This is a genomic window from Hydrogenophaga sp. (assembly GCF_030656115.1).
GTDB lineage: Bacteria > Pseudomonadota > Gammaproteobacteria > Burkholderiales > Burkholderiaceae_C > Hydrogenophaga.
Genome location: NZ_JAUSOO010000141.1, coordinates 1 through 22,401 on the forward strand (window position 1 = coordinate 1; position 22,401 = coordinate 22,401).

The window sequence follows — 22,401 nt, forward strand, 5'->3', positions numbered from 1 at the left end:
TGAAGCAGTCGGGCGAAGCCGGCGAGTCGATCCGGCTGCTGGCCGAAAGCGTGAGCGAGGCGGCGCAGGCGGCGACCCAGATTGCCGCCTCGAGCCAGCAGCAGATGGTGGGCATGGACCAGGTGGCGCAGGCGATGGAGAACATCAAGCAGGCCAGCCTGCAGAACGTTGGCGGCACCCGCCAAGCGGAGACCGCCGCACACAGCCTGCACGAACTGGGTCAGCAGTTGGGCTCCATGATCGGCAGCAAAGCCTGACGAACATGAACCGGAGCGAGGCAAGCTAAGACCATGACGACGAACAAGGACGATTTCCTGAAAAAGCTCCTCGGGATATTTTGTCTCGAGGCGGACGAGCACATCCAGGCGATGTCCTCGGGACTGGTCGCCCTCGAAACCATGCCTGCCGGTGAGCAGCGCGCGCAAGGCATGGAGCTTATCTACCGCGAAGCACACAGCCTCAAGGGCGCCGCACGTGCCGTCAATCTCGCGGAAATGGAAGCGCTGTGCCATGCGCTGGAGAGCGTGTTCGACAGACTCAAGAACGAGCGATTGGCCGCCACGCCACTGCTGTTCGATTTGCTGCATCAGACGCTGGAGGCCCTCGGCGGGCTGTTGGCCTGCGCCGGGAAGGCCCCTGCACAAGCGCAGAAGCAGGTGGGCGCGGCGCTGCTGCGCCGGCTCGACGATGCTATGCGCGGCGCACCCGTTGTGGCGCCGACGATGGCGCCCGTTGTGACGCCCGCTGTGGCTGAGGACGCCGCTTCCCTGCCTGCCGCAGCAGCCGTCGAAGCAGACGCTAATTTCGCTCCCGGCGCCGGACCGCGGGTTTCCAGCCGCAGTACCGAAACCATCCGGGTGACGACCGCAAAGCTCGATTCGGTGATGCGGCAAACGGAGGAGCTGCTGGCGCCGCGCCTGGCAGCGGATGAACGGGCGCGGGAGCTACGGGAGCTTGGGGCCGCTCTGGGCGCCTGGAAGAAACTACATGCCAGGATTCGGCCAGCCATGCGGACGGTGGAACGCGCGTTCGTCGGGGCCGAACGGGTGCGCGGCACGACCACGGAGCGGCGAGATCTGGCGAAGCTGCTCGAGTATCTGGACGCCGAGCCGCCGCTGATGAAACTGCTCGAGGACCGCTTGGCGAAACTCGAAAGCGCCGCCGCAAGCGATCATCGCGCCCTGAGTGCCATGGTGGACGGCCTCCTGCACGACGTCCGGGAAATGCACATGCTGCCGTTATCGTCCTTGCTTGAGGCCTTTCCTCGGCTGGCACGTGAGCTTGCACGCGATCAGGCCAAGCAGGTGGAGCTGGTGCTGCGCGGCCAAGAAATCGAAGTCGACCGGCGGATTCTTGAGCAGATCAAGGATCCGCTCAACCATTTGTTGCGCAACTGCATCGATCACGGCGTGGAGCCGCCGGCGGTGCGCGAGCGACAAGGCAAGCCGGCGCACGCCACGCTGACCATCGCCGTCGCCCACGAAAGCGGCAGCAAGATCGAAATCATGGTCACGGATGATGGAGCCGGTATCGATCTAGCGAAAGTCAAGGCTGCTTCGCTGAAGTTCGGTCTGCTATCTGCGGAGGAACTTGGCACACTGGATGAACGCCAGGTGCTGGCGCTGGTGTTCCGGTCCGGTCTGTCCACCAGCCCCATCGTCACCGAGCTTTCGGGCCGGGGTCTGGGGCTGGCCATCGTGCGCGAGAAAGTTGAACGCCTGGGCGGCACCATCGCTCTCGAATCACAACCGGGCCAGGGCACCACTTTCCGCATCGTACTGCCGCTGACGCTGGCCACCTTCAGGGGTGTTCTGGTCCGTGCTGGCGGCCAGGTGTTCGTGATTCCGGCCGTCGGCGTAGAGCGGGTGGCGCTGGTCGCGGACAAGGAGGTTCGCACGGTGGAGAACCGCGAAACCATCATGCTCGACGGGCAGGCGCTGTCGCTGGCCCATCTGGCCGATGTGCTGGAAATCCCGCGTTTGGCGCAGGAGCCGGCACAAAGCGGACAGGTGGTGGTTCTGGGTCGCGGGTCTGGCCGCATCGCTTTCCGGGTGGACGCGGTGCTGGCGGAGCAGGAGGTACTGGTCAAGAGCCTCGGGCCGCAGCTTGCGCGCGTGCGCAACCTGGCCGGCGCCAGTGTGCTCGGCACGGGCCAGGTGGTGGCGGTTCTGCATGTGCCCGATCTGCTGCAGTCGGCGCTGGGGCCGGCGGCACGTCCGCCTGCAAGTGCGAGCGACGAGCCGCAGGCGGCGGCGCAGCGCTCAATCATGGTCGCCGAGGATTCGATCACTTCGCGCGCGCTGATCAAGAACATCCTCGAATCGGCGGGCTACAAGGTCACCACCGCGGTCGACGGGGTCGAGGCGTACACAACGCTCAAGAGCGGAAGCTTTGACCTGCTGGTGTCTGACGTGGAGATGCCGCGCATGGACGGCTTCGACCTCACTGCGAAGCTGCGCGCGGACAAAGCCCTGGCACACCTGCCAATCGTGCTGGTGACGGCGCTCGAGTCGCGCGAGCACCGCGAGCGCGGCATCGATGTCGGCGCCAACGCCTATGTCGTGAAACGCAGCTTCGACCAGAGCAATCTGTTGGAAATCGTGGGTCGGCTGATATGAACGCGTGGAAAGACAAACCCAAGATCAAGCTCCTGATCGTAGAGGACTCGCCCGTGGTGCGCGAGTTTCTCGTGCGGATTCTCGGCGCTGACCCCGCGATTGAAGTTATCGGCACCGCTAACGACGGCATGGAAGCGCTCGAGGCCGTCGCGAAAAAACGGCCTGATGTGATCACCATGGACGTCCATATGCCAAGGCTGGACGGCCTCGAGGCCACGCGCCGGATCATGGAAACGCACCCCACGCCCATCGTCATCGTCAGCGGGAGCACGGACCCGCGCGACGTCGCGACGACATTTCGCGCCATCGAGGCAGGCGCTGTGGCCGCTTTGCGCCCGCCGGCGGGCATTGGCCATCCTGATCATGAGACCACCACCAAGGAGTTGGTCCAGACAGTGAAACTGATGTCCGAGATCAAGGTGGTCAGGCGCACGCTGCGCGCAGGCAGCAAGCCGCAACTTCCGCTGGCCGCGCAGGTGCAGCGCGCTCAGGTTGAGGCCAAGGTCAAGCTCGTCGCTATCGGTGCCTCGACCGGGGGTCCGCCGGTGCTGCAAACCCTGCTTGCCGCGCTGCCGGCGGATTTTCCGGTGCCCATCCTGATCGTGCAGCACATGGCCAGCGGCTTCACACAGGGCTTCGTCCAGTGGCTGGCACAAACCTCCAGCCTGCCCATGCATCTCGCCGCGCACGATGAGCAGCTTCGTCCCGGCCATGTCTATGTAGCCCCCGATGAATTCCAGATGCGGGTGGCGCGCGGTGGAAGAATCACCCTGACCAAAGATGCGCCCGAGAACGGCTTGCGGCCGTCGGTTTCCTATCTCTTGCGTTCGGTGGTCGAAGTCTATGGCCGTGATGCCGTGGCCGGCCTGCTCACGGGCATGGGGCGTGACGGTGCCGACGAACTCAAGGTGCTGCGCGACCTGGGTGCCATGACCTTCGCCCAGGACAAGGAAAGCTCGGTGGTGCATGGCATGCCGGGCGCGGCCATCCAGATCGATGCAGCAACTTTGATACTGCCGTCGGCGAAAATTGCCGCGGTGTTGACCAATCTAGTGCGCAAAGCAGGAGGGAGCGGGCCATGAATACCAAGCCCAAGATCAACGACCTTGTCAACAACAAAATCGAGATCCTGATTGCCGAGGACAGTCCGACCCAGGCGGCGCAACTGATCTACCTGCTCGAACAGAACCACTACAAGGTCACGGCCGCCACCAACGGCCGCGAGGCGCTGGCGCTACTGGCGCTGCACCAACCGGCCCTTGTCATCAGCGACGTCAACATGCCCGAGCTGGGCGGCTATGGCCTGTGCAAGGCGATCAAGTCCGACGACAAGCTCAAGCACCTGCCGGTGATGCTGGTGACCACGCTGTCCGATCCTGATGACGTCATCCGCGGGCTGGAATGTGGCGCCGACAATTTCATCCGCAAGCCTTACGATCAAAAATACCTGTTGTCGCGCATCAATTACCTTCTGATGAACGCCGAGTTGCGCGCCAACCAGCGCATGCAGATGGCGCTGGAAATCAATCTGGGTGGCAACAAGCACGCCATCACGGCCGAGCGCCAGCAGATTCTGGACCTGCTGATATCGACCTACGAACAGGCCGTTCATGTCAACAGAGAACTCAAGCAGCGTGAGACGGAACTGGCGCACTCCAACCAGGTGCTGCAGGGCTTGAACCGCATCGCGGAAGGCCTCAACAGCGTCGTCACCGAAAGAGAGGTGGCCGAGATGGCATTGCAGCGCGCGATGGAATTGCCGGGCATCCATGCCGGATGGATCTTTCTGCGCCGGGGCGAAAGCAGCTTCTACGTTGCCGCCGCCTGCGGTCTGCCGCCCGCGTTGAATGGTCCGGAAGCCTTTGTGGGCGACTGCGCCTGCCGGCGCCAATTGATCAATGGCGCGCTTGCCTCAGGCACCAACATCATCCAATGTGAGCGGCTTGCCAGGGCAAAGGACGAAACACTCGGCCTGTGCTGCCATGCCTCCATCCCCTTGTGGCTTGGCGATGATCACGCCCTGGGCGTGATGAACCTGGCTGGTTACGCCAACAAGTTGTTCAGCGAGGCTGAGCTGAAAATCTTGCACAGCGTTGGCAACCAAGTGGCGGTCGCGCTGGAGCGCGCGCGACTGCACGAGCATCTTGAACAGCAGGTCGCGGAGCGCACCGCCAGGCTCACGGCCGAGATCGGGGAAAGAAAACGCATCGAACAGGAACAAGCCCGGCTGGTGGCGATCATCGAGGCGACGCCCGATCTGGTGGGCACGGCGACACCGGATGGTCGGCTGCTCTATACCAATCAGGCTGGCCTGCGCATGATGGGGATTGAAGATAAAGACTTATCTGCGCTTCGTATCCAGGATGTCCATCCGGAATGGGCGGGCAAGCTGGTGCAGGAAGAAGGTATTCCGCACGCAATCAGCCATGGTTGCTGGAGCGGGGAAACGGCCATTCTCGGAGCGGATGGCCGCGAGATCCCGGTGCTTCAGGTGATTCTGGCCCACAGAGGTATGGATGGGGCGGCGGCGTACATGTCCACCATCGCGCGTGACATCACGCAGCGCAAGATACACGAGGCACGGATCGCGCGCCTGCACCGCATTTACGCGGTGCTCAGCGGCATCAACACCACGATTGTGCGCGTCCGGGACGAAGTCGAACTGTTCAGGGAAGTCTGCAGCATCGCGGTGGAAGAAGGCCAGTTTGCCTTTGCGTGGATCGGCCGGTTCGATGCCGACAGCCTGGAGGTCACGCCGGTGGCCAAGGCTGGTCGTTGCGATGGCTACCTGGAGCAGTTCAATTTGGTGGCGGGTGAAGGCATTCCTGGAAGCTGTGCGTTGACCACGCAGGCCCTGACCGGGATGGCGCTGACGGTCTGCAACGATATTGCCCGTGATACGCGCACGGCGCCATGGCGCGCCGCGGCCTTGCGTATGGGCTACCTTTCAGTGGCTGTGCTGCCGCTGCTGTTCGATGGACGACCCTTTGGTGTCTTTGCGCTTTATGCCTCTGAAAAGAATGTGTTCGATGACGAAGAAATAAAGTTGCTCAACGAGATGTCCGGGGACATCGGTTATGCGCTGGAAAATCTTCGCATCGAGGCACGGCGCAAACAGGCAGAAGACGAGTTGCGCAAATTGTCTCTGGCAGTGGCGCAAAGCCCCAATTCGATCGTGATCACCGACCTGGATGCCAACATCGAATACGTCAACGAGGGCTTCGTCAATGTCACCGGTTACAGCCGTGAAGAGGTGATCGGCAAAAACCCACGCATCCTTGATTCCGGTAAAACGCCCCCTGAAGTTTACCGAGACATGTGGGCGCATCTGCTGCGCGATGAACGTTGGAAGGGTGAGTTCGTCAACCGGCGCAAGGACGGCAGCCACTATGTCGAATCCATCTATGTGTTACCGGTACATGATGCCGATGGCCACATCACCCATTACCTGGCGATCAAGGAGGACATTACCGAACGCAAACAAGCCGAGGCGGCGCTGGTGCAACTCAATGAGACCCTGGAGCAACGGGTGGTCAGACGCACCGCTGACTTGGAACAGGCCCGGCGTGCGGCCGACGCCGCGAGCCTGGCCAAGTCTGCCTTTCTGGCGACCATGAGCCATGAAATTCGCACCCCCATGAATGGTGTCATTGGCATGGTGGATGTGCTGGCGCAAAGCAGCCTGACGGCGCATCAGTCCGATCTGGTCAACACCATCCGGGATTCCGCCAACGCCCTGCTGCGCATCATCGACGACATCCTGGATTTTTCCAAGATCGAGGCCGGCCGGCTGGCGTTGGAACGCGAACCGGTTTGCATGGCCGAGGTGCTCGAAGGCCTGTGCAATTCGCTGGTGCCAGTCGCGTCGCGCAAAGGGGTCGAACTGACGCTGTTTGTAGCGCCGGAGGTTCCGGAGCAGGTCTTGTCCGACGATGTTCGCTTGCGTCAGGTGTTCTACAACCTGCTGGGCAACGCCATCAAGTTTTCAGGCGGGCAGCCCGGCAAACGCGGGCGCGTCCTGGTCCGGCTGGAGGTGGCGCAAACCGCTCCCTTGCGCCTGGCCCTGCGCATCGCCGACAACGGCATCGGCATGTCGCCCGCCACGCTGGCTGAACTCTTCACCCCCTTTTCCCAGGCCGAGGTATCGACCACCCGGCGTTATGGCGGCACAGGCCTGGGGCTGACCATCTGCAAGCGGCTGGTGGACCTGATGCAGGGTGAGATTGGTGTGGAGAGCACGCTGGGTTCGGGTTCCGCCTTCACCGTCATCCTGCCCTTCGAGTTGTCCGCCGGGCAGCCGGTGCGCAGCCAGCCGGACCTTTCCGGTCTGACCTGCATCCTGCTGGAGAGCCCGGATCTCCATGCCGACGATCTTCGCAGGTATCTCGCACACGCTGGCGCTGATGTCTACGTGGCGAGCGATATGGCTGCGGTGCACAGACTCGCCACACCGCTGGCTGAACCGGTGGTGGTTGTGCTGGAAGCCCCTAACGTCCCTAATGTGACAGCACTTTCTGCCTTTTCAGCCATGCCGCAGGTGCGCCAGTTGCTCATCACCCGCGGCGTGCGCCGACGTGCGCGGGTGGAGCCGTCCAGCGTGGTCACACTTGACGGCAATGCCTTGCGGCGGCTCGCCTTGTTGAGCGCCGTGGCGGTGGCTGCGGGCCGAGCCTCGCCCGAGGTTTTCCAGGAAAAGGCCGAGACATTCACCGTTGGCGAAGTGGAGCCACCAACCATCGCCGAGGCCCGTTCCCAAGGCCGCCTGATTCTGGTGGTCGAAGACGACGAGATCAACCAGAAAGTCATTCTGCGGCAACTTGCGCTGCTGGGTTACGCGGCAGAAATCGCCAGCAACGGCGTTGAAGCGCTGAGGTTATGGCGCGGTGGGCGTTACGCCCTGGTGCTCACCGATCTGCACATGCCGGAAATGGACGGTTACACCCTGGCCGACACCATCCGCCGTGAAGAAGCGGGGCGCAGCCGTGTTCCCATACTGGCGCTTACCGCCAACGCCCTGCGCGGCGAGGCCAGTCGTGCGCGCGCCGCCGGGCTGGACGAATACATGACCAAACCAGTGCAGCTTGCCGCGTTGCGGGTCATGCTGGAAAAATGGATGCCCCAAGGCAGCGACTCGACCACACGCGCTGCCCTTGCCAAGAAAAAACAGGTGCACGACAAATCCATCATTGATGTCACCATGCTGGAGGCCTTGGTGGGTGATGACCCCGTCATCGTGAGCGAACTCTTGACCGATTTCCTGGCCGCGTCCCGGGATATCAAGGAAGATATGAGCGTGCTCCTGGCAACTGGTGATTCGCGCCAGGTTGGCGCCCTCGCCCACAAGCTCAAGTCTTCGTCGCGCGCGGTGGGGGCACTGGCATTGGGGGACCTGTGCGCCGAACTGGAGAACTTGGGCAAGACAGACGACTTGAAGGCTATCGAAAAAACCATGGTGCAATTCAAAGCCCACCTGACGATGGTGGAGGCTGCAATCAGCTTGATCCTGGTGGACTGCGAACAATCTCTCAGGGAGGAAAAAAAATGAAAGTTCTATTGGTTGACGACGATCGTTTTGCGCTGAAGTTGCACACGCGCCTGTTGGTGAATTTCGGATTTGGCAATGTCGTGGCCCATGAGCACGCAACGGATGCCGTGGCCCTGCTTGAATGTGACACCCAGGCGTTCGACCTGATCCTGTGTGACCTGCAAATGCCCGGCATGGACGGCGTGGAATTCATTCGCCAGTTGGTGCGCCTCAGTTATGCGGGCGCGCTGGTGCTGGTCAGCGGCGAAGATGCCCGCATCCTGCAAACGGCCGAAAAACTGTCCAAGGCGCACCGGCTCAATGTGCTGGGCGCCCTGAAAAAGCCGGTATCGCCAGAGCAATTGCAACAGGTGCTGAAGTACCACCAGCGGCCTGCCGCGAAATGGCCCAGCGCCGGCAAGACTTATTCGCGCGAGGCGTTAAGCCAAGCCATCAGCGGTGACGAACTGGTCAATTATTATCAGCCCAAGGTCAACCTGGTGTCCGGTATCGTCACGGGCGTCGAAACACTGGTGCGCTGGCGCCATCCGGTGGATGGTCTGGTCTGTCCGGACCAATTTATCGGCTTGGCGGAGGAAACCGGACTCATTGACGACCTGACACGCGTCGTGCTCAGCGGCGCCTTGCGGCAGGCGCGCATCTGGCAGGATGCCGGGCTCCAGCTGTGCGTTGCGGTGAATGTCTCGATGGACAACCTCATTTCCTTGGATTTTCCCGATTTTGTCGCACAAAAGGTGCTTGAGGCAGGTGTGCCCCCGACCAGTCTGATTTTGGAGGTGACCGAGAGCCAGTTGATGAGTGACCCGTTGATGGCACTTGACATCCTGACCCGATTGCGGCTCAAGCGCATCAGTCTGTCCATTGACGACTTTGGCACCGGGCATTCTTCGCTGGCCCAACTGCGCGATATCCCTTTTGATGAATTGAAGGTGGACAAGAGCTTTGTTCACGGCGTTGGCCGTGACCCGTCGCTTCGAACACTTTTCGATGCGAGCCTTGGCATGGGCAGACAGTTGGGCATGAAAACGGTGGCTGAGGGTGTGGAAGACAGGGAAGACTGGGACTTCCTGCGCAGCGCCGGTTGTGACACGGCGCAAGGTTATTTCATCGCCAAGCCCATGATGGCGGCGGCCCTGCCGTGCTGGATAGAGGAGTGGGAAGAGCGTTACGACAATTTTTGACTTCGAGGCCGTGACCATTCAAGACAGTCTCCAGCCGTTTAGACCAAAAGCAATGCAATATCTGCGAGTGATCGGTACGTGTACTCATTAAGCAACCGCTCTCAGCAGTGGTCCAGTCCCAACGCCCGGATCAACGGACTGTCTGACTGTCTTTGTCATGCTTGCAGGCATTGCGCCTCACGACCGCTTCCCTCTGTAAGTGCCCCAGTGAATCAATTGGTGTGGTCACTTGTCGCCTGTTACCGGCGGTCTAAATCCGTAGAAATTGGACGGCGGTCAATGGTGGCGAAACAGTGTCAAGCTGCTCAACAGCGTGCTGACGGTTGCGTACTTTGACGGACTGGGGTTGCCAAGACGGCCCTGACCTTAAACGCGAAAACCGCCCGGTGCGGATCTGCAGGTCGGGCGGTTTGGCAGGGGTGCAGCCGATAATGGCTGCATCCTATGTCGAATTTTTTGCTGGCAGCGCACCGTTTTCAAACGGCAGACCTTTGCAGGTCCGGGCTGTTGGCCTGAGCGATCAGGCCGAGATGGGATCAGGCAGAGGCCAGGGCCAGTGCTTTGACTTTGCTGGACAGGCGGCTCTTGTCGCGAGAAGCCTTGTTTTTGTGGAAGATGCCTTTGTCGGCAACGATGTCCACCACTTTTTGCATTTTGGCAAACAGTTCGGTTGCCTTGGTCTTGTCGCCGGCCAGAACGGCCTTTTCGACGTTTTTCACGGCGGTGCGGTACTTGGAACGCAGCGAGGTGTTGGCGGCGTTGATCTTGACGTCTTGGCGAACGCGTTTACGGCCAGACGCCAGACGGGGGTTTTTTTTCTTCGGCTTGGTTGCCATGGTAATTTTCCTTGAATGTTTGGGGATGATGCCAGCAAAGCCAAAAATTCTAGCATGTTCTGCTGTGCAATCTTTCGGCTGATCTCTGTCAGCCGCCGCATCGCATGCCTTCTCTGTCCAGGGGCGGGCTGAAAGTGGATGTGTGGGTCTGGGTACACTTCGTCTGTGACCTTGTTCAAATCCGCTTCCCTTGTTTCTTTGCTGACGCTGGTTTCACGCATCACCGGCTTGGTGCGTGAGCTGTTGATGGCCGCCACGTTTGGCGCCAGTGCGCTCACCGATGCGTTCAACGTTGCTTTTCGCATCCCGAATTTGCTGCGCCGTCTGTTTGCCGAAGGGGCGTTCAGCCAGGCTTTTGTACCGGTGCTGGCCGGTGTGCGCGAAAAAGAGGGCGATGAGGCGACCCGCCAGATGGTGGACCAGATTGCAACGGTGTTGGCCTGGGCATTAACGATCACCTGTGTGCTGGGAGTGGCCGGTGCGCCGGTGCTGGTGTGGGCCATGGCCAGCGGTTTGAAGCAAAGTCCGCAGGGCTTTGAGGCGGCTGTTTTCATGACACGCTGGATGTTCCCGTACATCGCCTTCATGTCCTTTGTGGCCTTGTCGGCCGGGGTTTTGAACACCTGGAAACGCTTTGCCGTGCCGGCCGCCACACCGGTGCTGCTCAATGTGGCCATGATTGCCGCCGCGTACTGGGGCGCGCCTTGGTTTGAAAGCCTGGGCATTGAGCCCATCTACGCCATGGCCGGCGGTGTGCTGCTGGGTGGATCGTTGCAGCTGGCGGTGCAGATTCCGGCGCTGCACCGTCTGGGGATGTTGCCGCGTATCCGCGTGCGCTGGTCATCGCTCAAGGCGGCCTGGAACCACCCGGGCACCCGCCGCGTCACCACCCTGATGCTGCCGGCGTTGCTGGGTGTGAGCGTGGCCCAGATTTCGCTGCTGATCAACACACAGATCGCTTCCCATCTGGTGACGGGCAGTGTGAGCTGGCTTACCTACGCCGATCGGTTGATGGAATTTCCCACCGCCATGTTGGGCGTGGCGTTGGGCGTGGTGTTGCTCCCGCAGCTGGCTGCGGCCAAGGCGGCCGACGATGCCGTGCGCTACAGCGGCTTGCTGGATTGGGGGTTGCGTTTGGTGGTGTTGCTGGCGGTGCCTTGTGCGGTGGCCTTGCTGACCTTTGCCAAACCGCTGGTGGCGGTGCTGTACCACTACGGTGCTTTCACGGCGGCCGATGTGCAGCAAACGTCGGTGGCGCTGATGGGCTATGGAGCCGGCTTGCTGGGCCTGATCGCCATCAAGGTGCTGGCACCCGGTTTTTATGCGCGCCAAGACATTCGCACGCCGGTGAAGATTGCCATTGTGGTGCTGGTGTTGACGCAGTGCATGAACCTGCTGTTTGTGCCGTATCTGGCCCATGCTGGGCTGGCACTGGCGATTGGGCTGGGCGCCATGGTCAACGCCTTGTGGTTGCTCATCGGCCTGATCAGGCGCGGTGCTTACACGCCCACCCCGGGTTGGGCTCGCTTGGGTTTGCAAGTGGTGGCTGCCAGTGCGTTGCTGGCGGTGTTTTTGATGTGGGCAGCTGCTCAGTTCCCCTGGTTGGGCTTTGAAGGGCAGGCTCTGCTGCGTGTGGGTTTGTTGGCCTTGTGTGTGGCAGGTGGGGCTGCGGTGTATTTCCTGGTCTTGCTGCTGGCGGGTTTGAATCTGCGCCAGTTCGTCCGAAAATAAGTCCATTGCGGCTTCATGGCGCCCACCGGCGTTGCATCCATGTCCTCTGTTTTTGACTTCACCGTGCCCACCCCGCTGGGTTATTTTGCTGCGCTGGTGCGTGACGACGAGAGCTTGCCGTTGATGGAGGCGGCCGCCTCCATCGCGCAAGACGAGTACCCCGACCTGGACGTGCAGCAGGTGTTGGGCGACGTGGACCAGTTGCTGGCACGCGCCCGTCGGCGCTGCGGTGATGTGACCGATCCCCTGCAGCGTCTGCGTGTGTTCAACCAGTTCTTCTTTCGCGATATGGGGTTTGGCGGCAATGTCAACAACTACTACGACCCCGACAACAGCTACCTGAACGTGGTGCTGCGCACACGCCGTGGTATCCCCATCACGCTGGCCGTCTTGTGGCTGGAGCTGGCCCAAGGGCTGGGGCTCAAGGCCCGTGGTGTCAACTTCCCCGGGCATTTCATGGTCAAGGTGAACTTGCCTGATGGACAGGCCGTGATCGATCCGTTCACCGGGCAGTCGTTGAGCCGGGAAGATTTGTCTGAACGGCTGGAGCCTTACAAGCGCCGCAATGGCTTGGTGGACGATTTCGATGTGCCCGTGGGTCTTTATCTGCAGGCGGCAACCCCGCGCGATATTTTGGCTCGCATGCTGCGCAATCTGAAGGAAGTGCACCGCACGCAAGAAGACTGGCTGCGCCTCATTGCGGTGCTGGACCGCTTGCTCATCTTGTTACCCGACGCCTGGACCGAATACCGCGACCGCGGCCTGGCCTGGGCAGAAATGGGTGACAACCGGCTGGCTGTGGCCGATCTCGATACCTACATGGCACAGACCGACGACGCGCTGGATCGCGATGCCATTGGCCAACGTCTGCAGGAACTGCGCCGCGCTTTGAACTGACTTCAACCCAGCGTGCGCACGCAAAGGGCTGGTTCGTGAGCCCTTTGTGCGCCAACGAACGGACTTTTTTGCATTTTGAGCGCTTCATGCGTGGGGGTGTAACGGGCATCGACCCAGAGCCTCAAGCCCTTCAACAATGCGACCGGCGCTGTGTTTTTCATGCAGCAAAGTCCATCTTTATGAGAACCACAACCATGCTCAAAAAACTCTATCGCCTCGTTGCCGCCGTCATGATTCCTTGCGTCATGCTCGCTGGTGTTCCCCTCACGGCCCAGGCCTCCATGGTGTCTACCGAGCAATCGATGGTCACAGCAGCGGGCGATGCCGACCGCGAGCGCGTCACCGCATTCTTCTCTCGCGACGACGTTCAGACGTCGCTGCAGGCGCAGGGTGTGAGCGCCAGCGACGCGATGGCCCGTGTGCAAGCTCTGTCGGACGCCGAAGTGGCCCAACTGGCCGACCGTGTGGACCAGGCACCGGCCGGTGCTGGCGTGGTGGGTGTGCTGTTCACTGTGTTTTTGGTCCTGCTGGTGACCGACATCATGGGCCTGACCAAAGTGTTCCCGTTCACGCGCAGCATTCGATGAGCGTCTGGCGAATTCGCCATGCCACCCCCGCCTTGGCGGGGGTTCTGCTTTGTGCAGCACTGTTGTTGGGGGGGTGTGCCACACCGCCTCAACTGGCGCAGTTGGAGCGGCAGTGGCCCGAGCAACTGCCGGACCGGGTGTTGCTGGCGCAGGTGCCTTTTCACCCACAGGACGACCACCTGTGCGGCCCCGCTACGCTGGCCATGGTGGCCCAGGCGGCGGGCAAATCGGTGACGCCTGAAGCGCTGACGTCCCAGGTGTATCTGCCTGGGCGCCAAGGTGCCTTGCAGCTGGAAATGCTGGCCGCTGCGCGCCGCCAGGGTCTGGTGGCCTATCCGCTGGTGCCCACTTTGCAGGCTTTGCTGACCGAGGTGGCCAGTGGCCATCCGGTGTTGGTGCTGCAAAATCTGGCACTGCCCATTTCGCCCATGTGGCATTACGCGGTGGTGGTGGGTTTTGACCGCGAGCGCCGAGAGATTTTGTTGCATTCGGGCACCACGGCCCGCCTGAGCATGCCTTTGTCCACCTTCGAGCACACCTGGGCGCGGTCCGACCACTGGGCCTTTCGGGTCAGCTTGCCGAACCAGTTGCCCGTCACCGCACTGCCCGATGCCTGGGCCAGCGCCGTGGCCCCGCTGGAGCGGGTGGACGCGCAAGCCGCCCAAACCGCCTACACGACCGCGCTGGGTGCCTGGCCTGGGCACCGCACCAGTCTGCTGGGCCTGGGCAACACCGCTTATGCGTTGGGCCGCCGCGAAGATGCTGCGCAGGCGTTTGAGGCCGCCACCTTGGCACACCCAGACTTTGCCGACGCCTGGAACAACCTGGCACAGGTGCGGCTGGAACTGGGCCAGCTGGATGCTGCACACCATGCGGCCTTGACGGCCGTGGCGCTGGGCGGTCCCCGTTTGCCGGGCTACCGCGCGCTGCTGGGCAAGATTGAGGCACAGCGCCCTTGAATGCCGCTGTTTGGGGGTGGTTTTGGCGGTACCGCCACAATGCGCGTTTTGCACAAGAAAGCGTTCTATGTCACGTTTGATGCTGGTGGGTGCCACGGGTCTGGTGGGGCACTGCGTGCTGCAGCAGGCACTGGCCGATGCACGGGTGCGCCAAGTGGTGGCGCCCACGCGCAGCGCTCTGCCGCCGCACCCCAAGCTGCTCAACCCGCTGGTGGACTTTGACCATTTGTCCGATAACGCCGATTGGTGGGCTGTGGACGCAGTGGTCTGCACGCTGGGCACGACCATCAAGACGGCCGGCTCGCAGGCCGCGTTTTACCGTGTAGACCACGGTTACCCGTTGCAGGTGGCGCGGCTGGCGCTGCGCCAAGGCGCAAAGGCATACGCACTCAATTCGGCCCTGGGGGCCGACCCGGCATCCCGTGTGTTTTATTCGCGCACCAAGGGCGAACTGGAGCAGGATTTGCAAGTCTTGGGTTACCGCTCGCTCACGTTGGTGCGGCCCGGCCTGATCGGTGGTGAACGCCGACAAGCAAGGCCCGCCGAGCAGCTGGCGGTGCGTCTTTCAACGTGGCTGCAGCCGTTGCTGCCCCGGCGCTACCGGGTGGTGCCGGCCGATTGCATCGCGCACCACCTGCTGCAGGCGGCACTGGCAGCCGTGCCGGGCGTGCAGGTGCTGATGTCTGAGCAGTTGCTGTAACCCGGGCTGCGGGTCTGTTTCAGACCACCGTGACCGCAGCGCCGTCACCGCGCTCGCCAATGGTGCCGATCTCATAGACCGTCTCACCCAGCTCGCGCAGCGTGGCGGCGCAGGCAGCGGCTTCTTCAGCGGCGATCACGACCACCATGCCGATGCCGTTGTTGAAGGTGCGGTTCATCTCGGTGTCGTCGATGCCGGCCGTGGCCTGCAGCCAGGCGAACAGCTCGGTCTGTGGCCAGCTGCCCTTCTTCAGGTGGGCGGCGGTGCCCTCGGGCAGCACGCGTGGGATGTTTTCCAGCAGGCCGCCACCGGTGATGTGGGCCAGGGCCTTCACCGGGTGCTTGGCCAGCGTGGCCAGCACGTTCTTCACGTACAGGCGGGTGGGTGCCATGACGGCCTGCTTGAACGGTTGGCCGTCCAGTGTGGCGGGCAGGTTGGCACCCGCGCGTTCGATGCATTTGCGCACCAGCGAAAAACCGTTGGAGTGCACGCCGTGCGAAGCCAGGCCCAACACCACATCGCCAGGCTTCACGTTCTGGCCGGTCAGGATCTTGCTTTTCTCGACCGCGCCCACGCAAAAGCCGGCCAGGTCGTATTCACCTGCGGGGTACATGCCAGGCATTTCAGCGGTTTCGCCGCCAATCAGGGCGCAGCCAGACAGTTCGCAGCCCTGGGCAATGCCGCCCACCACGGCTGCGGCGGTGTCCACGTCGAGCTTGCCGCAGGCGAAATAGTCCAGAAAAAACAGCGGTTCGGCGCCTTGCACCAGCACATCGTTCACGCTCATGCCCACCAGGTCGATGCCCACGGTGTCGTGCATGTTCCATTCAAACGCCAGCTTGAGCTTGGTGCCCACGCCGTCGGTACCGCTCACCAGCACCGGTTCCCGGTAGCGCTTGGGCACTTCAAACAGCGCGCCAAAGCCGCCAATGCCGGCCAGCACGCCCTCGCGCAGGGTCTTTTTGGCCAGCGGCTTGATGCGTTCGACGAGCGCGTCGCCAGCAACAATGTCAACGCCAGCGTCTTTGTACGAGAGGGGGGTGGTGCTTTGGGTCATGGAGGGCAAGGCACGGCGGCGGGGCCGGGCGGGTCGTTGGGACAGAATGGAGAAGACTTTCGGGTACCCTGAGTGTGGCCCGATAGAATTTGCCCCAGATTTTAAGGGTTTGCCCCCGCGACCCATTTCACCCTGACGCACCTACCCATGCCATTGACCCCCAACCAGATCCGTGCCGCACTGTGGGTCGCGATCGCTGTCGTGAGTTGGCTGCTGCTGTCGCTGCTGTCGCCGGTGCTCATGCCCTTTTTGTTGGCGGCCGTGCTGGCCTATGCGCTGCAGCCCCTGGTGGAGCGGCTGCACGCCCGGCATGTACCGCGCTGGCTGGGTGCGGGTCTGGCCATTGCTGCACTCATGCTGGTGCTGCTGGCGGTGCTGCTGCTGATCGTGCCTGTGATCACCAAGCAAGTGCCGCTGCTGCGCGAGCAGGTCCCGGCCTTGCTGGACGGCTTGAACAAAGCCTTGCTGCCGGTGGCCTCCCGCTTTGGGATTGACTTGCAGGTGGACGTGAATCTGGTGCGCGAATGGCTGGGAAAGCTCATCACCGGGCACGAAAGTGAACTCATTGACGGTCTGCTTTCGTCCCTGCGCATTGGGGGCAGCGCATTGGCGGCGGTGTTTGGCAACTTGCTGCTCATGCCCATCGTGGCCTATTACCTGTTGCTGGACTGGGCCAACCTGGTGGACCGCACCAAGTCGCTGATTCCTCCGCGCTGGCGCGCCAACGTGCAAAGTTTTCTGGACGAAACCGACGAGGTGCTGGGCCAGTACCTGCGCGGTCAATTGCTCGTCATGGGCATTTTGGCGGTGCTCTACACGGTGGGTCTGGCCTTGGTGGGCCTCAAGCTCGCGTTGCCCATTGGTGTGTTCACCGGACTGGCGGTGTTCGTGCCGTATCTGGGTTTTGGCCTGGGGCTGGTGCTGGCGTTGCTGGCGGCCTTGCTGCAGTTTCAGAGCTTGCTGGGCGTGGCACTGGTGGGCATGGTTTATCTGGTGGGGCAGGTGATTGAGAGCATGTACCTCACACCCCGCCTGCTGGGCGAGCGCATTGGCCTGCATCCCATTGCCGTTATCTTTGCTTTGCTGGCGTTTGGCCACTTGTTTGGTTTTGTGGGTGTGCTCATTGCGTTGCCCGCCAGCGCGGTCCTGTTGGTGGCGATTCGACGCGCCCAACACGGCTATATGGCCAGCAAACTGTATCTGGACCAACCGGCGCACCCGGTCGCAGACCTGCCAAAGGATGACGCTTGAGCACCACCTCCATGAAGCAGATGGCGTTGGACATTGGCCTGGCGCCCATACCGACCCTGGCCAACTTTGCGTCCGAAGGCAACGAGGCTGCGCTGGAGCATTTGCGTCTGTGGGCCGACAACCCGTTGCGCTCCTCCGTGCCCACTTTTCTGTGGGGTGAGAGTGGTTGCGGCAAAACACACCTGTTGAACGCCGTGCGAGAACTGTTGCGCGAGCAAGGCAGCCGTGTGGGCTGGATCGACGCCTCTCGCCTGCACCCCGGCGAATACGACGACCACTGGGACGCGGTGTTGCTGGACGATTGCCACCTGTACACGACCGAGCAGCAGGCGGCCGCTTTCAACTGGTTCATCAATGCCCAGAACCCGGCGTACGGCCCCGCCCGCTGGGTGTTGGCCGTGGCCGACCGACCACCGGCCGACCTGCCGTTGCGCGAAGACCTGCGCACCCGCCTGGGCTGGGGCCATGTGTTCCATGTGCATGCCCTGGGCGAGGTCGAGCGGCGCACGGTGTTGCGCCGGGCTGCCGACGAACGTGGCGTGTTTCTGGGCGACGAGGTGATGGACTTCATGCTGACCCGGTTTTCCCGCGACCTCTCCAGCCTCATGCTGTTGCTGGACCAGTTGGACGCCTACGCCTTGCGCACCCAGCGGGCCATCACCATCCCGTTGATCAAATCGATGCTTGAAAACGAATGAACCTACACACCGAGGCCCTGGCCGCCACCCCCCTTGCTGCTCAGCGCGTTCGACTGGCCCTGTTTGACCTGGACCACACGCTGATCCCGCTGGATTCGGATTACGCCTGGGGTCAGTTCACCGTGGGGCTGGGCTGGCGCGATGCCGACAGCTTCACCCGCGCCAACGACAGCTTTTACGCCCACTACAAAGCCGGCACGCTGGACATTGCCGAGTACGTGCGCTTTGCCACCGGTGCCTTGCGCGAGCATGGTCGCCAGCAAGCCCAGGTGGCCCACCACCGCTTCATGCAAGAGGTGATCTTGCCCGCCCTGCGCGAGTCGGCGCTGGACCTGGTGAGGGCCCACCAGGCCGCAGGCGACGAGGTGGTGATCGTCACCGCCACCAACGAATTCGTGACCCGACCCATTGCCAAAGCCTTTGGTGTGGACGAGCTGATCGCCATTGATCTGGAGCACGATGCCCAGGGCAATCCCACCGGCGCCATCCGTGGCACACCCTCGTTTCGAGAGGGCAAGGTCGCGCGTGTGGAACAATGGCTGTCCGCGCGGGGCCTGAACTGGTCCAGCGTTGAGCACAGCACCTTCTACAGCGATTCCATCAACGACCTGCCGCTGCTGGAAAAAGTGCACGAGCCCGTGGCCACCAACCCGGACGCCCGGCTCCAAGCCATCGCCACCGAGCGGGGCTGGCGCATATTGAATCTATTCGAATGATCAAAAAATTCATCGACAAACTGCTGGGCAAATCCAGCGCCTCCAGCCGCAAGGCCAGCCCATTTGGCAAGCGCGAAGACGTACCGGCGTCGGTGCACGGTATTGACCGCAATCTGGTGGACCAGCGCGCGCTCGATGTGGTGCACACCCTCAAGCAAGCCGGTTTCGAGGCTTACATCGTCGGCGGCGCGGTGCGCGACCTGTTGCTGGGTCTGCGGCCCAAAGACTTTGACGTGGCCACCAGCGCCACGCCCGAACAGGTCAAGGGCCTGTTTCGCCGGGCCTTCATCATCGGGCGGCGCTTTCGCATCGTGCATGTGATTTACGGCCGGGGCCGCGAGCATGAAATGATCGAAGTCTCGACCTTTCGCGCCTACCTCGACAGCGCCGATGCCGAGCAGGTCAGTGGCAACGAGCGCACCAGCAAGGGTGAGTTGTCCAACATGAAACACGCGGTGGACGCCAGCGGACGCGTGTTGCGCGACAACGTCTGGGGCCCCATTGAGCACGACGCGGCGCGCCGCGACTTCTCCATCAACGCCATGTACTACGACCCGGAGTCGCAGGTGGTGGTCGATTTCCACCACGGTATTCGGGACGCCAAGAAGCTCACCCTGCGCATGATCGGCGACGCCGCCACGCGCTACCGCGAAGACCCGGTGCGCATCATCCGCGCCGTGCGCTTTGCCGCCAAGCTCAGCGGCCTGGGCTTCAAATTTGACGCCAAGACGCTGGAGCCACTGGCCTCGTCGCGCAACCTGCTGGCCGATGTGCCGCAAAGCCGCCTGTTTGACGAAATGCTCAAGCTGCTGCAAACCGGCCACGCGCTGGCCAGCGTGGAGCAACTGAAGGCGGTGGGCCTCAACACCGGCATCTACCCGCTGCTCGACGTGGTGGTGCAGCGCGCCGACGAACCGTTTGTGAAGCTGGCCCTGCAAGATACGGACCGCCGCGTGGGCGAAGGCAAGCCCGTGGCGCCCAGCTTTTTGCTGGCCTGTGTGCTGTGGGCCGACGTGCGCAAGGGCTGGAGCCAGCGCCTGAACGCACGGCCGGGCCAGCGTCCACCGCCACCGTTTGCCGCGCTGCAAGAGGCGGTGGACGAAGCGTTTGATGCCCGTATTGGCGATGTGTCGGGCCGCGGCAAGCTCGGTGCCGACATGCGCGAAATCTGGATGATGCAGCCGCGGTTTGACAAGCGCGTGGGCACCTCGCCCTTCAGCCTGGTGGACCAGGCCCGCTTTCGCGCCGGTTTCGACTTCTTGCGCCTGCGCGCCCAGGTGGGCGAGGTGGAAGAAGAGCTGGCCCACTGGTGGGAAACTTTCCAGCACGCTTCCGACGAAGTGCGTGACGACATGGTGGACGCCCAGCGCCGTGAAAGCCTGGCCAAGCCCGGACCGGGCAAAGCCCGCCGCGTGAAACGCACCGATGCCGATCACCCAGCCCAGGCCAGCGCCAGTGCAGCCGTGGTTGAGCCTGCGGTTGCGCAGGCACCCGATCCCCGCTTGCGTGCAAAAGCCCAAGACGGCGAAGGCCATGAGGGCGCTCCGGACGAAGACAAGCCGCAGGCCAGTGTGGGCTTTGGCAGTGCGTTTTCAATCGACAGTGAAACCGAGTCGGCCCCGGCCAAAAAGCGCCGCCGCCGCCGGCGCAAACCCACCGGTGAAGGTGGGCAGGGCGGCGAAAGCCCTGCTGCCGACTGAACCGGTGTACGACTCCGTCGGCTCACAACCTCAAGGCCGCGACCCTGTCACAGCCTTTGTGGCGTTGGGCGCCAACTTGGGTGATGCCGCGCACACCGTGCGTGCCGCGCTGGTGGCGCTGAGCCAAGTGCCCGGTGTGCAGCGGGTGCGCAGTTCCAGCCTGTACCGCACCGCGCCGGTTGATTCCACTGGGCCCGATTACATCAATGCGGTGGCCGAAGTGGTGACCACGCTCGGCGCACCAAGCTTGCTGGCCGCGCTGCAGGCGATTGAAAACGGGGCTGGCCGCGAACGCCCCTACCGCAACGCACCGCGCACGCTGGACCTGGACTTGCTGCACTACGGCAGTGCCCGCATCGACTCCTTCGCGCTCACCCTGCCCCATCCCCGCATGGGGTCGCGTGCCTTTGTGCTGGTGCCGCTGGCTGAAATTGCACCGCAGTGCGTCAGCGCGGCGCAGCTGCAAGCGGTTGCCGATCAGGCCATCGAGATGCTGCCCTGAGGATTCCCAGGGGTAGGTTCAGGGCGCGAGGCGTTCGCGCAACCAGCCGCCGTCGGTCTGGGCGGTGTAGCGCAGCCGGTCGTGCAGGCGGCTTTTGCGGCCTTGCCAAAATTCCCATCGCTCGGGCTTGAGCCGGTAGCCGCCCCAATGGGGTGGGCGTGGTGGCTGCAGCATGAACTGCGCGCCGTACCGGGCCGCGTTGGTCACCAGCACGGTGCGGCCGGAAATGACCTCGCTTTGCGGGCTGGCCCAGGCGCCGATGCGGCTGTCCAGCGGGCGGCTGTGAAAGTAGGCGTCGCTCTCTGCGTCGCTCACTTTTTCAACCGTGCCTTCAATGCGCACCACCCGCTCCAGCTCCACCCAATGGAATTGCAGTGCAGCATGGGGGTTGCCAGCCAGCTGCTGGCCTTTGCGGCTGGCGTAGTTGGTGTACCAGACGATGCCGCGCTCGTCATACCCCTTGATCAGCACCACGCGGGTGCTGGGGCGCAGGTCGGAGCCCACAGTGGCCACGGTCATGGCGTTGGGTTCGGGCACTTCGCTGCTGATGGCTTCTTGCAGCCATTTCGCAAACTGTTGCAGCGGATCGGTGTGCGACGCCGATTCGCTGAGTTCGGCTTTTTCGTAGCTTTTTCGAAGGTCTGCAATGTTCATATTTTCAGTATAGGCGTGCACCCGTGCCGGATCTTGTGTCGGTGAAATTGTTGGTGGGCAGGTTCAGTCTGCCAGCTTGAGCAGGGCGCGCAGCGCAGGATCTTCAATGCCGTGCCGTTGCAGGCCCGCCAATGTCTGCCGTGCGTAGTCCAGGGTGCTGCCGTAGCGCCCCACGGCGTGTTGAAAAATGTCGCGGTAGTGGTCGGCTTCCAGTACGCCGGTGTAACTGGGGCTGCGGCGCGAGAGGGTGAACGCCAAGGCTTGTACCGGGCCTTGCGCTGTTTGGCAGTGCAGCCATTTGGGGTCGTACACCGGGTTGGGCATTTCACGTGCCCACAGCTTGGGCATCACAGCTTCAACTTGGTGGTGTGGCACACGCAGCACCAGTCCATGGCAGCTGCCGCCCGGCACCAAGGCGAACACCAAGCCGGGCCGTTCGGGCGTGCCGCGGTTGACCCGGCTCCACATGTGCAGGCAACGGTGGTGCCCATGCACGCGCGCCAGCCGTTGCTCGGCTGCCTCAAACTCTGGGCGCCACACCAGCGAGGCGTAGGCAAACACCCACAGGTCGGGTTGCGGGCCTTGGGCGCGCCATTGCGCCAAGGCCGTGTTCATCATGCGAGCGCCGTCGCGCTGAGTGGGGTCCCAGGTGGTCGGGGCTTGTGGTGTGGGCCGTGCGCGGTCAGCGCGGTGGTAAGAGAGGGCCATTTAGAATCCGAAATAGGGTTCGTTGGTCATTTGCACGTATGGGGCTGATGGGTTTCCCCAT

Annotated in this window: 18 protein-coding genes and 1 pseudogene; 15 read left to right on the forward strand and 4 right to left on the reverse strand. The window is 62.7% G+C overall.

Annotated features, from left to right (window positions below):
• The 5 genes and pseudogenes from Q7J58_RS18635 to Q7J58_RS18655 form a co-directional block, all read left to right on the forward strand.
• Window positions 1-257: pseudogene (locus Q7J58_RS18635) on the forward strand (chemotaxis protein); the annotation flags it as partial.
• Window positions 258-290: 33 nt separating this feature from the next.
• A complete protein-coding gene (locus Q7J58_RS18640) occupies window positions 291-2,618 on the forward strand; it encodes a hybrid sensor histidine kinase/response regulator (protein WP_304831117.1) in 2,328 nt (775 codons plus the stop codon).
• A complete protein-coding gene (gene cheB / locus Q7J58_RS18645; RefSeq protein ID WP_304831118.1) occupies window positions 2,615-3,700 on the forward strand; it encodes a chemotaxis-specific protein-glutamate methyltransferase CheB in 1,086 nt (361 codons plus the stop codon). Before Q7J58_RS18640 ends, cheB begins: the two co-directional genes overlap by 4 nt.
• Window positions 3,697-8,163, forward strand: coding sequence for a response regulator (locus Q7J58_RS18650; protein WP_304831119.1), 4,467 nt, complete (start codon window positions 3,697-3,699; stop codon window positions 8,161-8,163). The genes cheB and Q7J58_RS18650 overlap by 4 nt, the downstream gene beginning before the upstream one ends.
• Window positions 8,160-9,344, forward strand: coding sequence for an EAL domain-containing response regulator (locus Q7J58_RS18655; protein ID WP_304831120.1), 1,185 nt, complete (start codon window positions 8,160-8,162; stop codon window positions 9,342-9,344). Before Q7J58_RS18650 ends, Q7J58_RS18655 begins: the two co-directional genes overlap by 4 nt.
• A 536-nt stretch (window positions 9,345-9,880) precedes the next feature.
• Here Q7J58_RS18655 and rpsT read toward each other — a convergent pair.
• Window positions 9,881-10,180, reverse strand: a complete 300-nt coding sequence (rpsT, locus tag Q7J58_RS18660; protein ID WP_304831121.1) for a 30S ribosomal protein S20 — start codon at window positions 10,178-10,180, stop codon at window positions 9,881-9,883.
• Window positions 10,181-10,345: 165 nt separating this feature from the next.
• On the opposite strand from rpsT, the gene murJ reads away from it, so the two are divergent.
• From murJ to Q7J58_RS18685, 5 genes are all read left to right on the forward strand, one after another.
• Complete coding sequence (gene murJ / locus Q7J58_RS18665; protein ID WP_304831122.1) at window positions 10,346-11,911, forward strand: murein biosynthesis integral membrane protein MurJ; 1,566 nt, start codon at window positions 10,346-10,348, stop codon at window positions 11,909-11,911.
• 39 nt (window positions 11,912-11,950) lie between these two features.
• Window positions 11,951-12,808, forward strand: coding sequence for a tetratricopeptide repeat protein (locus Q7J58_RS18670; protein WP_304831123.1), 858 nt, complete (start codon window positions 11,951-11,953; stop codon window positions 12,806-12,808).
• A 194-nt stretch (window positions 12,809-13,002) separates the two neighbouring features.
• On the forward strand, window positions 13,003-13,395 hold the full coding sequence (locus Q7J58_RS18675) for a PA2779 family protein (RefSeq protein WP_304831124.1): 393 nt from the start codon (window positions 13,003-13,005) through the stop codon (window positions 13,393-13,395).
• Complete coding sequence (locus Q7J58_RS18680; protein ID WP_304831125.1) at window positions 13,392-14,354, forward strand: PA2778 family cysteine peptidase; 963 nt, start codon at window positions 13,392-13,394, stop codon at window positions 14,352-14,354. The genes Q7J58_RS18675 and Q7J58_RS18680 overlap by 4 nt, the downstream gene beginning before the upstream one ends.
• Window positions 14,355-14,421: 67 nt before the next feature.
• Window positions 14,422-15,054: an NAD-dependent dehydratase gene (locus Q7J58_RS18685; RefSeq protein ID WP_304831126.1), complete on the forward strand. Its 633-nt coding sequence runs from the start codon at window positions 14,422-14,424 to the stop codon at window positions 15,052-15,054.
• A 19-nt stretch (window positions 15,055-15,073) separates the two neighbouring features.
• Here the strand turns inward: Q7J58_RS18685 and purM are convergent, their stop codons facing one another.
• Window positions 15,074-16,111 (reverse strand): phosphoribosylformylglycinamidine cyclo-ligase, encoded by a 1,038-nt coding sequence (purM, locus tag Q7J58_RS18690; RefSeq protein ID WP_304831127.1) that lies wholly within the window; start codon window positions 16,109-16,111, stop codon window positions 15,074-15,076.
• Between the two features lie 147 nt (window positions 16,112-16,258).
• On the opposite strand from purM, the gene Q7J58_RS18695 reads away from it, so the two are divergent.
• The 5 genes from Q7J58_RS18695 to folK are packed head-to-tail and all read left to right on the forward strand — an operon-like array spanning window position 16,259 to window position 20,978.
• Entirely contained in the window at window positions 16,259-17,362 is a 1,104-nt protein-coding gene (locus tag Q7J58_RS18695) for an AI-2E family transporter (protein WP_304831128.1), read from the forward strand.
• A gap of 11 nt (window positions 17,363-17,373) precedes the next feature.
• Window positions 17,374-18,060, forward strand: coding sequence for a DnaA regulatory inactivator Hda (gene hda / locus Q7J58_RS18700; protein ID WP_304831172.1), 687 nt, complete (start codon window positions 17,374-17,376; stop codon window positions 18,058-18,060).
• The gene (locus Q7J58_RS18705) at window positions 18,057-18,776 is read left to right on the forward strand and encodes an HAD family hydrolase (protein ID WP_304831129.1); all 720 of its coding nucleotides are present in this window, start codon (window positions 18,057-18,059) and stop codon (window positions 18,774-18,776) included. Before hda ends, Q7J58_RS18705 begins: the two co-directional genes overlap by 4 nt.
• The gene (gene pcnB, locus Q7J58_RS18710; protein WP_304831130.1) at window positions 18,773-20,476 is read left to right on the forward strand and encodes a polynucleotide adenylyltransferase PcnB; all 1,704 of its coding nucleotides are present in this window, start codon (window positions 18,773-18,775) and stop codon (window positions 20,474-20,476) included. The genes Q7J58_RS18705 and pcnB overlap by 4 nt, the downstream gene beginning before the upstream one ends.
• Window positions 20,477-20,480: 4 nt before the next feature.
• Window positions 20,481-20,978: a 2-amino-4-hydroxy-6-hydroxymethyldihydropteridine diphosphokinase gene (gene folK, locus Q7J58_RS18715; RefSeq protein ID WP_304831131.1), complete on the forward strand. Its 498-nt coding sequence runs from the start codon at window positions 20,481-20,483 to the stop codon at window positions 20,976-20,978.
• Window positions 20,979-20,996: 18 nt separating this feature from the next.
• On the opposite strand, the gene pdxH is transcribed toward folK, so the two are convergent.
• The gene (gene pdxH / locus Q7J58_RS18720) at window positions 20,997-21,632 is read right to left on the reverse strand and encodes a pyridoxamine 5'-phosphate oxidase (protein ID WP_304831132.1); all 636 of its coding nucleotides are present in this window, start codon (window positions 21,630-21,632) and stop codon (window positions 20,997-20,999) included.
• 63 nt (window positions 21,633-21,695) lie between these two features.
• Window positions 21,696-22,340, reverse strand: coding sequence for a gamma-glutamylcyclotransferase (locus Q7J58_RS18725; protein ID WP_304831133.1), 645 nt, complete (start codon window positions 22,338-22,340; stop codon window positions 21,696-21,698).
• Window positions 22,341-22,401: the final 61 nt, after the last annotated feature.